The sequence below is a fragment of the Hymenobacter lapidiphilus genome (assembly GCF_013377885.1).
GTDB lineage: Bacteria > Bacteroidota > Bacteroidia > Cytophagales > Hymenobacteraceae > Hymenobacter > Hymenobacter lapidiphilus.
Genome location: NZ_JABKAU010000008.1, coordinates 101,831 through 116,597 on the forward strand (window position 1 = coordinate 101,831; position 14,767 = coordinate 116,597).

9 protein-coding genes are annotated in these 14,767 nt (G+C 62.4%); 4 read left to right on the forward strand and 5 right to left on the reverse strand.

From position 1 onward, the window contains the following. Positions 1-16: 16 nt before the first annotated feature. Both HW554_RS06175 and HW554_RS06180 read right to left on the reverse strand, forming a co-directional pair. Entirely contained in the window at positions 17-505 is a 489-nt protein-coding gene (locus HW554_RS06175) for a hypothetical protein (RefSeq protein WP_176907708.1), read from the reverse strand. Between the two features lie 58 nt (positions 506-563). Beyond that, complete coding sequence (locus HW554_RS06180) at positions 564-6,137, reverse strand: alpha-2-macroglobulin family protein (RefSeq protein WP_176907709.1); 5,574 nt, start codon at positions 6,135-6,137, stop codon at positions 564-566. Between the two features lie 96 nt (positions 6,138-6,233). Between HW554_RS06180 and HW554_RS06185 the strand changes: the two genes are divergently transcribed. Next, positions 6,234-6,563, forward strand: coding sequence for a hypothetical protein (locus HW554_RS06185; protein WP_176907710.1), 330 nt, complete (start codon positions 6,234-6,236; stop codon positions 6,561-6,563). 9 nt (positions 6,564-6,572) lie between these two features. On the opposite strand, the gene HW554_RS06190 is transcribed toward HW554_RS06185, so the two are convergent. Then, the gene (locus HW554_RS06190) at positions 6,573-7,169 is read right to left on the reverse strand and encodes a Uma2 family endonuclease (RefSeq protein WP_176907711.1); all 597 of its coding nucleotides are present in this window, start codon (positions 7,167-7,169) and stop codon (positions 6,573-6,575) included. 54 nt (positions 7,170-7,223) lie between these two features. On the opposite strand from HW554_RS06190, the gene HW554_RS06195 reads away from it, so the two are divergent. Further along, positions 7,224-7,802 (forward strand): RBBP9/YdeN family alpha/beta hydrolase, encoded by a 579-nt coding sequence (locus HW554_RS06195; RefSeq protein WP_176907712.1) that lies wholly within the window; start codon positions 7,224-7,226, stop codon positions 7,800-7,802. 58 nt (positions 7,803-7,860) lie between these two features. Here the strand turns inward: HW554_RS06195 and HW554_RS06200 are convergent, their stop codons facing one another. Both HW554_RS06200 and HW554_RS06205 read right to left on the reverse strand, forming a co-directional pair. Continuing rightward, positions 7,861-10,956 (reverse strand): T9SS-dependent choice-of-anchor J family protein, encoded by a 3,096-nt coding sequence (locus HW554_RS06200; protein ID WP_176907713.1) that lies wholly within the window; start codon positions 10,954-10,956, stop codon positions 7,861-7,863. Positions 10,957-11,156: 200 nt separating this feature from the next. Beyond that, positions 11,157-12,203, reverse strand: a complete 1,047-nt coding sequence (locus HW554_RS06205) for an alkane 1-monooxygenase (RefSeq protein WP_176907714.1) — start codon at positions 12,201-12,203, stop codon at positions 11,157-11,159. Positions 12,204-12,302: 99 nt separating this feature from the next. Here HW554_RS06205 and HW554_RS06210 point away from each other — a divergent pair, with 99 nt between their 5' ends. Next, on the forward strand, positions 12,303-13,211 hold the full coding sequence (locus tag HW554_RS06210; RefSeq protein WP_176907715.1) for a LysR family transcriptional regulator: 909 nt from the start codon (positions 12,303-12,305) through the stop codon (positions 13,209-13,211). Positions 13,212-13,445: 234 nt separating this feature from the next. Then, positions 13,446-14,648 carry a threonine synthase gene (locus tag HW554_RS06215; protein WP_176907716.1) on the forward strand — a complete coding sequence of 401 codons (1,203 nt, stop codon included), beginning with the start codon at positions 13,446-13,448 and terminating at the stop codon, positions 14,646-14,648. Positions 14,649-14,767 lie beyond the last annotated feature (119 nt).

A 14,767-nucleotide genomic window follows, 5' to 3' on the forward strand; every position in this document is an offset into this window, starting at 1 on the left:
GTAGCAGTAAGTTGCTTCAGTTCTCATAAGTGCGAGTACGGAGAACTTTGTCGCCGCTGAATTCGAGCACTAAAACTTGTCCGTCAGAAAGACCCAGTCCGGGCCTTATGCCCAGGTTATAGCTCCAGGAGGCTTCATCCTGATGGTATGCTGGACCAAGCAGGGCGGAAACCTGGGTTGAATCAAGGCCGATGAGCCGGCGTGAAGCCTGTAACTCGTCGACCATCTCGTAGCGTTTATTTGGGGCAACCTCCCAACCGCTCGGATCAAAGGACCGATGCGGATAGTAGTACACATAGAAAAGCACCGCGTGGATGCCGGCCCAGCAGAGCAGCGGCGTCGCCATAATGGCCGTTAACGCCGCCCAGCGTTTCGGATGCGGCTGTTGAGGCCGGATGCGGGTGAGGCCGGCGCGTATCGTTTTGAAGGCCACCACGAACACCGGCAGTACACAAAACAGCCCTACAAGCAAGTAAAAAGTAAGGTTCGGCCAGAAATTGGTCATGATAGTAGAAGAAAGCAGCAAGATAATATGGCCCGACCTGAGGTCCGAGCCACAGCCTTTACCGCACCCGCACCACGCTGGCGCCGCTGTAGCTGTGGTACTCGGCGTTGTACATGGCGTCGGCGCTGACGGGGCCGAGGCGGAAGGTGCCTTTGCTGACGGCGCGGGCCAGGTAGTAGAACGCCTTGGGTTTGGGGGTGGCGGTGGTGAAAATGTTCAGGCGGTCGTCGCGCACGTCGAGGTAGTCGGGTTGGGCGGCGTCCTTGGCCCAGGCCAGCTCACGGACGGCCCCGATGCGGGGGTTGTCAATTTCGAGGCCGGCGGGCAGCAGGTCGGTTATGGCCACGTTGGGCACGTCCCCGGCACTTTCGGCCGACTGAATTGTGATACGCACCACTACCAAATCGTTCTGGCGGAAGGTGACCGAGCCCAGCGGGTTGCCGTTGCGGTCCAGGAACTGGCGGCGCACCAGCAGGTAGGCATCTTCCTCGGCCACGCGGCCGGTCGGCGAAATGCCTTCCAGCTCCCAGAAGTAGTAGAGGCTGCCTTTGCCGGCGGGCTTCAACGTGATTTGGCGGTTGGACACGTTGCTAACCGTCAGGTCTTTGCCGGTGAAGGCGCCGATGTTCTTGCCGTCGGCCAGCAACTGGGCGGTGGCGGTGCTGTTGGCGTTGCTCTTGGCTAGTTTGCCCAGCGCCAGCAGCGAGAAAGCCCGTTCCTGGGTGCTCAGCCAGCCTGCCTGCTGCACGCGGCGACTCAGCTGCCGGCTCAGACCAACGACCTGCGGGTTGCCGGGGTCGGCGGCGAGCAGGGCGTTGAGCACCAGGGCCATGTCGCGGATGGGCGAGGAGAAGGAGCCGCCTAGCTCGCGGCGCGCGATGCTGGGGGCCACGCCGTAGCGGGCGGGTACCGTCTGCTGGAAAGCGCGCTGGTTGCCGCTCAGGGCGAAGGCCGCCGCCAGCAGGTAGCGCGAATCGTCGGCCAGCAGGGGGCGGTTGGCCTTGTAGTAGTTGAGGGCCACGGGGGTGGGCCGGCCGGCCAGGGCTAGCACGTAGAGCGAGTACGGGATTTCCTTTTTGGCCAGCGTGACGGGCCGGATTACGCCGCCGGTCTGGATGATGTTGTAGGTTTCGGTTTCGCGCTGGCGGGTGCGGGTTTCGAGGTAGCCGAGCACCCGGTCGAGCACGTTCTTGTTCACCGCGAAACCGGCCTGCCGGGCTTCCAGCAGGAAGTGGGCGGCGTAGGCCGTGGCCCACCAGTTGTCGTAGTCGCCGCCGGGCCAGTAGCTGAGGCTGCCGTTGTACATCTGCTGGGCCTCCACTTTGCGAATGGCCTCCTGCACGTGGTAGTTGGGATTGAACTGGCCCGCCTTGCCTTTAACGCCGGTTTTCTGGCCCAGCGTCGCCACCAAATCACCGTAGTAAAGCTGCGGGAAGGCGGCCGACACGGTTTGCTCCAGGCAGCCGTAGGGGTACTGCAACAGGTAGCGCAAATCCTTGGCAAACTCGGCCATTGGCGAGCGGCTCACCACCAGTTGGCTCCGCAACGAGGCCGCCATGAAATCGGTCTTCAGATTGAGCTGCTGCGCCTTGCCGCCGCCCGCCAGCACCCCGCTGCCAGTGCGCTTCTGCAAAGGCGAGGCCGGCCGCACGGGGATTTCAATGGTTTCAGTGAATTTCCCCGCGTCAGAATCCATCACTGATTCCAACTCTAATACGCCTGGTGTAAAAGCAACAAGACGGAAAACAAGTCTTCGCTCGTACACTTCCTTTTCGCGAGTATCATGCCCTAAGATTACTTCTCCAATAATGGAAGTAGACGTAACATCTTTTACTTCGACAGTATTAAAATTTTCAGATGCGAAAATTTCAACCCTAGCATTAGAGGCATTATTCTTAACTCTCAAGCCTGCTCGACCTTTTATTATTTCATTAGTTGTATTTGTCAGCGTTACCGGCACATCAATCGTGTCGCCGGGGCTGAGGAAGCGGGGCAGGGCCGTGGAAATAACCACCGGGTCGGCGACGCGCATGGTGTGCTCGGCCGAGCCGAAGGCGTCGCCCTTGTAGGCCACGGCCATGATGCGGATGGCCCCGCTGAACTGGGGCACTTGCAGCTTGTAGCTAACCTTGCCGCTGGCGTCGGCCGTGAGCACGCCGCTCCACTTGGCCAGTAGCTTCACGCGGCGCGAGGGCACGGGCGTGGTGCGGCGCGCCAGGTCGTAACCGTCGCCGCCGGTGGAGCTGGTGCCGAGTTCGGGCAGCAGGAAGGGGTACACGTCGTGGGCCGCCACTTCGAGGGCGCGTTTCTGGTAGAAGTAGCCGTGCGGGTCGGGCGTGCGGAAATCCTTCATCTGCAAGATGCCTTCATCCACCATGGCCAGCGTAACCTGGGCGCCGGGGGCGGTGCTTACCTCAATGGTTTGCATGGTTTGCGAGCGGCTCAACTCCGGCGCTTTAATGGCGACGGACAGCCGCGAGCCGGGCTTTTCCACCGTCAGCGGCACGAAGCCGCGGGCCACGGTCAGGGGCAGGCGGTTGTCTTTGATGGGGCGGATGGCGGTGGCCGTTACGTAGATGTTGGGCACGTGGCCGCCGCGAATCGGGATGTCCACCTTAGCCGATTTCTCATCGGTATCCACGTAGAAATGGTCGAGCACCCGGTCCCGCTCCACCGTTACCAGCACGCGGCCGGGAAAGGGCGTTTTGAGCAGCAGGTGGGCGGTCTGGCCGGGCTCGTACTTGTCTTGGTCGGCCTCAATGGTTACTTCGCCCTCGTTGTTCACCTCGAAGGAGTTGCTCTGGGTGTCGCCGTAACCGTAGGCGTACACCCGCTGGGATACGTAAGTAGCCGCGCCGGGCCGCGAAACCCGGATTTCGTACTCGCCCGAATACTGCGGCGCGAAGCCCAGGTTGGCGTTGATACCGCTGCCGGAAACTTCCACGTTGCGTCTCAAAACGGTTTCCTCGCGCTTTTGCGAGTTGTAGCTATACCGGCCGCCGCGGCGCTCAATCACGGTTTCCCACAGCATCCGGATTACCTCTACCCGGGCGATGGCGCTGGTGGGTTTGCCGGCCGGCGTGAGGGCCACCAGCTCTACGGGTACCTCGTCGCGGGTTTTCACCAGCTCGCCCAGGTTTTTCACCCCGAACATCACCGCCTGCGTCTGCACCTCGAAGGTGGCGAAGCGGTTCACGGGGCGGCCGGTTTCATCGAATACGGTCGTGAAAGCCGCGCCTTCCAAAGTGCCCAAATCGGGGTAGTCGGGCACCTGGTAGGTGGCGGTGCCGCGGCCGGCGGCGTCGGTGGTGCCTTCGCGCACGGTTTTCTCGAAGCGGTCGGAAATCGGGGTCGATTCCAGGCTGCCGTAGTTGCCGCGCCGCCGGTCGCCGCTGTTGATGGCGAAGCTGTAGCCGGCGTATTCTTTGGGCTGGAAGCGCTTTTCCTTGAGCGAAAACTCCACCTCAAACTTGCGGTCGGCAGCGGGCGGTCCGAACAGGTTCTGGGCCGTAATCTGGGCCTGCACGGTCTGGTCGGGCTTCACCACGGCCCGGCTGGCTTTCACCGTCACCTTCAGGCGGTCCGGAATAAACTCTTCCACCGAGAGCTGGCGCGAAGTCAGCAACACGTCGTTGGCCGTCAGGATTTCAAGCGTGTAGAGGCCCGTCATCACGCTGGGGGGCAGTAGGAAGCGGGCCTCGGTGCTGCCCTCGGGGCTGAGGGTTTTTTGCAGGCTGGCGTACTCCTTGCCGGTGGGTAGCAGCAGGCGCACCTTCAGCGGGAGGCCTTTGGGGGGCGCCTGCCAGGTTTCGGTGCGCACCACGGTGTTGGTCTGGATGGTGTCGCCGGGGCGGTACAAATCCCGGTCGCCGTAGAGGAAGGCCTGGTAGCGGGCAGCGTTGCTTTGCAGGCCGCCCACCTCGAAGCGCGAGGTTTCCACCCGGCTCCGGTTCAGGTCCAGAAACGTGAAGTCGTCGCCGCGGCGGGCCACCACCATGCCCAGCCGGAACCGCGCGTTCTGGGCCGTCGAGTCGAACTTGGCTACGCCCGCGCCGTTGGTTACGCCGGTGCCCATTATCTGGTTGTTGGTACTCAGGTAGCTGATTTCCAAGCCGCTCAGTGCCTTCGCCTCCCGAATCGAGTTGGCAAATACCATCGTGCTGCCGGCCGCACCGGTCTTCACAATCAGGCCGATATCCGACACGGCCACCAGCTTGCTCACCTGCAGCCACTGCCGCTCGGTGTCCTGCACACGTATCACGTAGAGCCCCTTGAGGCCCGCCGAAAACTCCAGGTCTTTCAAACTCAGATTCAGCAGCCGCAACCCCTGCTCCTTGGGCATGCCGGCCACCGTATAGGTGCGGTCCGACAGCACGTTGCCCAGGTTCTCCACGTCGTAGTACTGGAACGAGCGGTCCACGTACTCGCCGTTTTCGTCCTGGTTGCTCTCGCCGTCCTCGCCATCGTACTCGGGGTAGCCGTACTGACTGCCGCCGCGCAACAGCTGCTGGATGTTGTTGGCGTACACTTTGGCAATAGTCACCTGCACTTTGTCCACCTCGTTGATGCGGATGCCCAGGTTGCGGGAACCCAGCGCGTCGAGGTACAGGGCCTTGTCGGCGCTGGCAAAGCTGATGGTGGGCCGCTCGTCTGAGAAGCTCACGGTCTGCGTCACATCGTCGTTCAGCTGCCCGCCCAGGCTGCCGCGCAAACCGCTGCTCAGGCGCACCTGGTAGCTTTTGCCCACTTCGAAGCCGCCTTTGAGGCGCACGCCGCTTTCCAGTTCCTCCACCTCAAAGGCCACCTGCGGCGACACGGCCACAGCGCTGCGCATGTCCATCCCGCTCACCGGCTGGTTGGTCTGGATGGTGATAACCGGGTCGGCGCCTTGCAGCGTGCCGTTGATGGCCGTTACTTCCAGCGCCTGGGGGTCGGGCACGGTAAGCTCGGTTTCGGTGGTTTGGTCGGTCGGAAGGTCGCTACCCACCGCGCTCAGGCCGGGGGCCAACGCCAGTTTCAGGGGCGAACCGGGCCGCAGCTGCTGCTTAAGCGCCAGGCGCACCTGCTGGCCCGCCTCGCCGCCAACTACCTCGAAAGCCACCGGCTCGCCGTCCTGGGTCAGGCGCAGCAGCGGCTTCACGTCGGCGGGCTTCACGGCGTAGTTGAAGGGCAGTTCCACCCGCAGCTCGGCCGTGCCCGCGGCCCGTTCCGAGCGCGCCCAGAAGGCCTGAGGAGCCTGCAGCGCCAGGTAAGGCGTATGGAATTTCTGACGGTCTTCGGGTAGCTCGGTGCCCCGGCGCGTGCCTTCGGGCAGCGCCTCGGGGCGCAGTTTAGCTATGAAAGCCGTGCTGGGCCGCAGCGGCACGTTGGGCGAAAACACCAGCTCCCGGTCCGTCGTCCACTTGAACTTGCCGCGCATGGCCGGCTCAAACGCCACTACCCGGGTGGTATCCCAGCGGTCCAGCTGCTCGGGCCCCACTACCGCATCTGCAAACTGGAACACGATGTTCTGGTACGGGTCTATTTCCGCACCGTTGGGGTCAGTCGCGCCCTCCTCCGAGCGCGAGCAGGCGAAACCAAGCAGCGCCAGCAACACCAGCAGCGGCTGGCGGGCAATTCGGGAGAGTAGCATAGCAGGGAGGAAGGATAGGCGCCGTAAGGTATAGAAAAAGGGAGATGGATAGGGGGCTGTTGTGTATGTTTGGTGGAGAACCTAAAGCGAATTGTAATGAGTCGAGTGACCAACCTGATGATAGCCTTCAATTCTAGCGAAGACAGCAAAGGAGTTATTGAGCAACTAAGGAAGTTTACCTATCGAAACCTTCCGTTCAACATCACTTCCGTTAAAGATGAGAAGCTTCCAGAATCGTGGTATGGCGGCACGAAATATTTAGAATGCAATATTCTGTTGGGAGCTTTTAATCATTTTGAGATAAAGCCTCTGGTAGAATATATGAGGCAGATGACTTGGGACAGTCCAGAGTGTGTCCAACTGATAATCAAAGAAGAATGGGATGTTAGATTTAGAATAGTCGAAGTGTTCCCAGAAGAACAATAAAGCGTTGCCTCACACCCCCGCAAACACCTCCGCCCACTCCATCTCCAGCCCCGGCAGCGTGTGGCAGCCAATCTGGCCCGGCTCGAAGTATTCGCCATGAACTTGGTAGCAGCCTTCACGCAATACGTACACCGTGATGCTCTTCTCGCCGGGTGATACAATCCAGTATTCCGGCACCTCGTTTTCTTCGTAGAGGTCAAATTTTTCCTTCGTGTCGCGGGCCAGATTGCCAGGACTCAGGATTTCAATAATCCAGTCAGGCGGGCCTACGCATCCTTTTTCGTCCAGCTTAGTTGGGTCACACACTACGCAGATATCGGGTTGTACTACGGTGGTTACCTGGGCATCGCCATTGGCCGACATTTTGGTAAGCCGCACATCGAAAGGCGCATGAAAAACCTCGCATTTGCCACTAGCTAGTTGCTGATAAATCAGCCCCATAAACCGGCTGGATAGGCGCTGATGCACGACCCGCGGCGCTGGGTTCATCAGCCGCACCTTACCTTTAATCAGCTCTACGAACTCATCTAGCCGCCAAGTCAGGTAATCGGCATAGGTGTAAGTCTGGTCGGGGGCGAGTTGGGAAATGTGGGTGATGACGGGCATGGCAGCGGGCGGCAGGTGTAGCCTAAAGATACGCGGGTGGCGTACATTCGGGCCATGCAAGCCGTTACTATCCTCACCGTTCCCGGCCTGGGCAGTTCCGGTCCGGCGCACTGGCAAACCCGTTGGGAGCAGCAGTATGGCTGCCGGCGCGTGGAGCAGCGCGACTGGCAGCACCCTATTTGTACCGACTGGGTAGTTGCCCTGGATGCTGCCGTTTCTGCTGCGCCGGGGCCGGTGGTGCTGGTGGCCCACAGCCTGGCCTGCGCCACGGTAGCGCACTGGGCCGCCACCGCCGCCCGCCCCGTGGCCGGGGCCCTGCTCGTCGGCCCCGCCGATGTAGACCAGCGGGAGCAACTGCCCGAGGTGCGCGGGTTTGCGCCCATGCCACTGGCGCGGCTGCCGTTTGCCAGCATCGTGGTAGCCAGCGAAAACGACGAGTACGTGACCCTGGCCCGTGCCCGGGAGTTTGCCGCTGCCTGGGGTAGCCGGCTGGCGAACGTGGGGGCGCTGGGTCACCTCAACTCCGAATCGGGACTGGAATTGTGGCCGGCTGGCTGGGCGCTGGTGCAGGAGTTGGTAGCGCTGTCCTTCGGTTCGCGCTACGGCCGTTCTTACAACCCAAATCCAACCTAACAAAAAGCGCCCCGACCAACTGGCCGGGGCGCTTTTCGTACTCAAGCTGCCAAAGCGTTTACTGCTTCTGGAAGCGGCTTACGTAGGTCTGCTTCGCGCCTACTACGCGCACCACGTAGAGGCCGTTGCTTAGGCCGGCTATGCGCTGGCTCAACTGTTTATTTAGCTGTTCAACCGAGCCAGTGCCTTCCAGCACGAGGCGGCCTGTGGTGGTGTACACGCTCAGGCGTAGGTTGCGGCCGGTTTCCGGCAATTCAAACCGGATGCTGCTGGTGGCCGGGTTGGGGTACAGGTTCAGCGGGGCGGTGGCCGTGGCGCGGGTGGTGGCCAGCGGCGTCTGCGTCAGCGAGAAGCGCGTGAACACCGGGTAGTGGTCGGTGGTGGTGTTGGCGTAGTTGGCAACGCCAGCGGCCAGGTCGGTGCGGATGGCGGCCGAGCCGTTGATGTAGTAGGTGGCCATGGGCTTGGTGGCTAGCACGTTGTCAATCACCGTCCCGAATCCCACTGTGCTTTGGGCACCGGCCCGGGCCAGTGGCAGGGTGAGAGCCACGTAGTTGGGGTCGGCTACGAAGACGTTGTACGACGATACGGCCGGCGTAACGCCGGAAGCAATGGTGCCTTCGAGCACGTCGTTAAAGTCGCCGAGCACCAGCGTGCTGGAGCCGGGGTAGCTGGTGTCGAGTAGGGTTTTCAGCTGCTCAACCCCTGCTTTGCGGCGGGCGTAGTCGTTGGCCGAAGTAGCCGATATGTTCGCCTTGGCATGAATGTTCACGAAGTTGACGCGCTGCGTCCGGCCATCGAGCGTAACGTCGGCAGCCATTAGGTACGGAAAGCGGCCCGACGACCAGGCATTGAAGGCGGGACAGTTCTGCGACTCCGGGCAGCGCAGCAGCCCTTCAAATTTCACCGGCCGCACCACATCCGGGCGGTAAATAAAGCTCAGCTTCTGCGTAGAGGCATAATCGGAGTCGGCGGCATCGTCGGCACGCGAGCCAAAATCGGCGGTTTTGTAGGCGTACTGTACGCCCGATTGCGCTGAAAGGGTGGCTACCAGGTTGCGCAGGCGCACCGTGTCCACCACTTCCTGCAGCGCATACACATCGGCGGCGAGGGTCTTGAGAATAGCCGCTACGTTGGTTTGCTGCAGCTCCACATCAGTCGGCCCCTGGCCCGAAACCGTCGAGCCAAACCACTCCACGTTCCAGTTCACTACCTCCAGGGTTTTCGTCGCGTCGTAGGTGTTGCCGCGCAGGTTCGGAGTCAGCGTCGGCACGTTGGCCGTGGACACGCTCAGCGTAGCGGCATAATCGGCAGCGGCCCGCGTGGGCAGGAACCGCACCCGAATCGGTAGTTGGCGGTTGCTGGCCTCGGCCTGGGTGTAGGTGAGGCTGGGGCTGAATACGAGGCTGTCTTTCGAGAGCTGAAACGCCGCGTCGGGCGACGTCACGGTCAGCGGGCCGGTCAGGTTGGTGGTCGTCAGTACAATGTTCCGGTACGCCGGCGTGTTCACCGGCTGGTAACCGAAAGCCAGGTTCTGGGTGCTCAGGCGCACGGTGGGCGCCGAGGGCGTGGCCGAATTGGTGAGCACCACATCGTCCAGGCTCCAGCGGGCGGCCCCGTTGGTGGTCGAGGTGTACACAAAGGCCACGTATACGCCGCCCCGCTTGTAGCCGCTCAGGTCGAGGCTGTTGTTTTGCCACACATTCGAGTTCTGGGCGGGGAAGTTGGCGCTCAAATCGGTCCAGGTTACGCCGCTGGCGTTGGGGCTGCCGGTGCCGGGGTAAGTGGTAGAAACCAGCAGGCGCAGACCTGGGCCATTGAAGGCCGTGCGGGTCCAGTAAGATAGTAGCGGGAAGCTGGTGCTGGTCAGGTTGAGGGCGGGCGAAATCAACCAGTCCTCGTTGGCCACGTTGCCGCCGTTGGCAAAGCCGTTCATCTGCACGGCACTGGGGTTGGGAGACGAGTCGGTGGGGTCGGTGGGGTTGCGCCCGAAGCTGGTGCAGGCCCAGGTCTGGGTGCCCGTTACGCTGAACTGCACCCAGCCATCAGCAAGGGCCGTGGAGCTGGTGCAGGCATTGAAATTAAATACCGTCTGCGTGAGGTCGTTGCCGCTGCCGCTAAGTGCTACATCGCGACTGGTTGCGCCGGGGCTCCGGACGTTGGTCACGCCGCTTACGGCGCCGCTGGCCTGGCCCAGGGTGGTGGGTGTAAAGCGCACGTACACCAGCCGGGGCTGGGCCAGCTCGGCCACCGAGTACACCGTGGTGGTATCGAACGTCGTTCCGTCCTTCGAAACAGCGAACGGGGCCGCAGTGCGTACGGTAGCAGCGGCCGTCAGCCGGGTGCCGGTAAGCGTGAAGGTGCGCGGGGCTGAAGGGACATTAACGGTTTGCTGGCCGAAATCGAGTGTGGCCGGGGCCACGGCCAGCACCGGCGCGTTGGGGTTGGCGTTCCAGCTGAGGGTAAAGTCGTCGATGGCCGAGCTGGGGCGGCTGCCGGGGCCCGTAGTGGGCGTGGGGGCCACAATCCGGATCCAGATGGGCCCGGCCTTGTTGTCGAGCGCCCCGCCGAAGCCGACTTTAAGAGCAGCGTTGGCGAAGAACGGGCCGGTGGTGGCCGTAGTGCCTACCGCCGTAAAGGCTGCGGGCGTAGCTCCAAAGCCGTACTCGACCTGCCAGGTAGCGGTGCGCCCAATCGTGCTGTCGAGCGACTGGAGCCGGAAATTCAGCTCGAAATCGGTTTTGCCCAGCGTGTTGGCCACCTGAAATACAAAGGCCGGGCCAACGCCGGTGGGCGGGGTGGCCGTGCTGGTACCGTCGCCGAAGCTGCCGGTCTGGCGCAGGCCCAGCGCCCGGTTAGGACTGGCAGCCTGGTCGGCCGACGAAGCAGTGCTTTTGAGGCCGGTAGCCGAAGCGAAGTTCTTGAACGCGCCGCTGCTGTTGCCCCAGGTGGTGGGGGCCGTAGTGAGCGTGGCCGCGGTACCAAGCTGGTTGGGACCGGCATTGGTGTAAATGCCGAAGCCGGCGGGCAAGCCGCTGGCCAGCCCGTCAAAGGTTTCAACGTAAGGGCTGGTCGTAAGTGTAACCTGGGCCCGCGCTTCAAAAGAGGCTACGGTTAGCAGGCTGGCCCAGCTTAGCAAGAGAAAACGTTTCATCATAGAAGAAAACTTTGAAAGACGGACAAAACAAGCGGCTCATATTAAGCCGCTTGCGTCCGGCAAAACATCTGTCAAAAATACTCCGAAAGTGCCCTGAATGCAACAAATACACAATCTGTTAACAGCGTATTTTTCGCCGGCTAAGCTCTGCTGCCTATAGGTTGAAAACCTCCTGCATGCACCTGCACTGGAAAACGCTACTGGGCAGCAGCAGTCGGCACCCGCCGGTTCATCACCCGGAACCAGAGCGGGGGCACGGCAGCCAGCAGCAACATGCCGGGGTAGCCGGTGGGCATCTGGGGCGAGGCCGGCTGGTGGCGCAGGGTGTGGTAGGGCCGCGAGGCCAGGTAGTGATGGTCGGAGTGGCGGGTGAGCTCGTAGAGCAGGATGCGGCCCACGGCGTGCTCCGAGTTCCAGGAGTGGTGCGGCTGCACCCGCTCGTAGCCGCCGCCGGCCGTGCGTTGGCGCAGCAGGCCATAGTGTTCCACGTAGTTTACCAGCTGAAACAGCACCGCGCCCACCAGCGCCGCGCCGGCCCAGGCCAGTAGTCCCAGCGGGCCAAAAATCAATCCTGCTACCGCCACGGCCGCCAGCTGCACCGCCATAAACCGCAGCAACTGGTTCTGGCCGCTCCAGGCCGGCACCTCCAGCCGCCGCAACCGCTCCGCCTCCAAATGCCAGGCCGAGCGGAATTCTCCCCCCAAAGCCCGCGGCAGAAACTGCCAGAACGGCTCGTTGAAGCGCGAAGTGGCGGGGTCGAGGGGCGTGGCCACGTGGCGGTGGTGGCCCCGGTTGTGCTCAATGAAAAAGTGTAGGTACAGGGCGCTGCCCAGCAGCACCTGTGCCAGTCGCTGCTCGTAGCCACGGCTGCGGTGCCCCAGCTCGTGGGCCACGTTAATGCCCAGCGAACCGCCGCAAATGCCCATGCTCAGCACCAACCCCGCCGTTTCCGTGCCCGTCAGTGGTACCCCCGTAACTACGGCCAGGTACCAAACCAGTAGGCCCACATGCAGCGGCACGCACAGGTACAGCAGCCAGTCGAAGAACGGATGGTGCGGCGCCCCTGCAGTTGCCGGCTCGCTGCTGACTATGGTACGCGGCGGCACTGCCAGCTCCAGCAGTGGCACCAACCCGAACACGAACAGCGGCGTGAGCCAGGCCCAGGGGCCGCGCCATACAAGGCCCGCGGCCACGCAGGCCGGCACGAGGTAGGCACACAGGTAGCGAAGGTCGGCGGCGCGCATAAACGGAAGTGTTTGGGAGGCAGAAGGTAAGCAGAAATCCAGGCCGCGGCAACGGGGCGGAGCCGCCCGCCCGCGAAACCGCCGTAATTTGCCGCCGCCATGCTCTCTCAAGCCCACGAAGTTTTCCTCGAAGTTGCCCGCCAGCTCAGCTTTACCAAAGCAGGCCAGACGCTGTTTCTGAGCCAGTCGGCGGTGAGCAAGCGGGTACGGGCGCTGGAGGAGTACTACAAAACGGGCCTGTTCGAGCGGCTGGGCAACAGCGTGCAGCTCACGCCGGCCGGCGAGCTGCTGTACCAGAAGCTGCTGCTGGCCCGCCAGCTGCAGCACGAACTGCACCTCGAATTCGCGGCCCTCAGCCCCGCCTTCTCGCCCCCGCTCGATATGGTCATCGGGGCCAGCACCACCATTTCGCTCTACGTGATTCCGCCGGTGCTTTCGGCTTACCTGGGCCAGTTTCCCAACACCCGGCTCACGCTCAAAAACCGCAACTCCGAAAATATACTAAAGGCCCTGCTCGACCACGAAATCGACCTGGGCATCATCGAAGGCATCCACCGCGTCAGCAACGTTACCTACACGCCCCTGCTCACCGACGAGGTAGTAGCAGTATGCTCGGGCCGCAACCCACTGCTGCGTCAGCCTTTGCTGGCCGCCGACCTGCTCCGCACGCCCGTGGCCCTGCGCGAAGCCGGTTCGGGCACGCTGGCCGTGCTCGAAGAAGCGCTGGCCACCAAGGGCATCCGCCTCGCCGATTTGCCGGTGAAAGTGCGCCTGGGTGGTACCGAGGCCCTCAAGAACTTCGTCCGCGTGGATACCTGCCTGGCTTTCCTGCCCCGCCAGGCCGTAACCAAGGAGCTGGCCGCCGGCGAGCTGGTCGAAGTGCCCATCCTCGACCTGAACCTGGTCCGCCACTTTGAGTTTGTGCAGCGCAAAGGCACCGAAAACAACCTGCCCTATAAGGCCTTCGTGCAGTTCGCGCGGCGGTATTATGGAGGTACTGGGGGGTAGAAGCCTGAGAAAAAAACGGTCATGCTGAGCGAAGCCGGAGGCGAAGTCGAAGCATCTCTACCGCTTCGTTGCAGTCGGCAGAGTTAGCATTGCAGTAGAGATGCTTCGACTACGCTCAGCATGACGTTCCTTCTACTAAACACTCGGTATTATTCCAAAACGGCATGGCCTATTCCAAGTAGCCATTTGTTTTCGGCATACAGGGCAGGGAATTTTGCGTTCAACTCTCTGCCTATGAACCCGACTACCGAAACCCTTACCCGCCTGCACGAACTGGAATGCTCCGAGTGCGGCCAGCCCCATTCTGCGCATCGTATGCAGCTTGTGTCGGAGTGCCACCAGGTGCCGCTGGTGGCCACCTACGACCTTCGGGAGCGGCTTTCCCGTTCCGCCGCCATCAACCCGGCCGATGCCTCTATGTGGCGCTACCGGGCCCTGCTGCCCCTGCTCGATGACAAGAACAAGGTGACCCTGGGCGAAGGAATGACGCCGCTGCTGCACCTGCCCACCTTGGGCGGCCGCTACGACTTGTCCAGCCTCCTGCTCAAGGATGAAGGCCAGAACCCCACTGGCTCGTTTAAGGCCCGGGGTCTGAGTATGGCCGTCTCCAAGGCCAAGGAGCTGGGCGCTACCGGCTGCATCATCCCGACGGCCGGCAATGCGGGCGTGGCGCTGGCGGCCTACTGTGCCCGGGCAGGTATGCGGGCCGTGGTGGCAATGCCCCGCCACACGCCCAAGGCCTTCAAGGAGGCCTGTTACTGGTACGGGGCCGAAGTGCAGCTCATTGACGGCCTCATCAACGACTGTGCCGCTTGGGTGCGCCAGCGCAACGCCAATGGCGAGTTGCTCGACGTTTCGACCCTCAAAGAACCCTACCGCCTGGAGGGCAAGAAAACCATGGGCTACGAGCTGGCCGAACAGCTCAACTGGCAGCTGCCCGACGTACTGCTGTACCCGGCCGGCGGCGGCACTGGCCTCATCGGTATCTGGAAAGCGTTCCGCGAAATGCAGCAGCTGGGCTGGCTGGCCCCCGATGCCAAACTGCCCCGCATGGTAGCCGTGCAGGCCGACGCCTGCCAGCCGCTGGTAGCTACTTATACCGGCCAGCAGGCCAACTGCCACGCTTATATCGGCCGTCCTTCCATTGCCAACGGCTTGGCCGTACCCCACCCGATGGGCGAGAAAATGATGTTGCGCGTGCTGGCCGAATCCAACGGCACGGCGCTAAGCATAACCGATGAGGAAATGATAGAAGGTATGCGCGAGCTGGCCCGTCACGAAGGCCTGTTGGTAGCACCCGAGGGCGGAGCCGTCTGGCTGGCGGCCCGCAAGCTGCTAGCCTCGGGCTGGATTGCCCCCGGCGAGCAAATCCTGCTGCTCAATACCGGCTCGGCCGATAAGTACATGGAAAACGTGGAGGGCCGCTGGGAGAAGTAGCAAGAGTAGCCAGGGACTTAAGGGGGCAGTTGTTTTCCTGGCACGTAAGGCCGCCGGGCTTTGGTTACCCCTACATCGTGCAGGGTAACTAAAGGATAGGCCAGCTAAGCCCTGTCCCT

Excerpts from the sequence above, each read along its gene's own strand:
- HW554_RS06175 (WP_176907708.1), bottom strand. The coding sequence starts at position 505 with ATGACCAATTTCTGGCCGAACCTTACTTTTTACTTGCTTGTAGGGCTG.
- HW554_RS06180 (WP_176907709.1), bottom strand. The coding sequence starts at position 6,137 with ATGCTACTCTCCCGAATTGCCCGCCAGCCGCTGCTGGTGTTGCTGGCG.
- HW554_RS06185 (WP_176907710.1), top strand. The coding sequence starts at position 6,234 with ATGAGTCGAGTGACCAACCTGATGATAGCCTTCAATTCTAGCGAAGAC.
- HW554_RS06190 (WP_176907711.1), bottom strand. The coding sequence starts at position 7,169 with ATGCCCGTCATCACCCACATTTCCCAACTCGCCCCCGACCAGACTTAC.
- HW554_RS06195 (WP_176907712.1), top strand. The coding sequence starts at position 7,224 with ATGCAAGCCGTTACTATCCTCACCGTTCCCGGCCTGGGCAGTTCCGGT.
- HW554_RS06200 (WP_176907713.1), bottom strand. The coding sequence starts at position 10,956 with ATGAAACGTTTTCTCTTGCTAAGCTGGGCCAGCCTGCTAACCGTAGCC.
- HW554_RS06205 (WP_176907714.1), bottom strand. The coding sequence starts at position 12,203 with ATGCGCGCCGCCGACCTTCGCTACCTGTGTGCCTACCTCGTGCCGGCC.
- HW554_RS06210 (WP_176907715.1), top strand. The coding sequence starts at position 12,303 with ATGCTCTCTCAAGCCCACGAAGTTTTCCTCGAAGTTGCCCGCCAGCTC.
- HW554_RS06215 (WP_176907716.1), top strand. The coding sequence starts at position 13,446 with ATGAACCCGACTACCGAAACCCTTACCCGCCTGCACGAACTGGAATGC.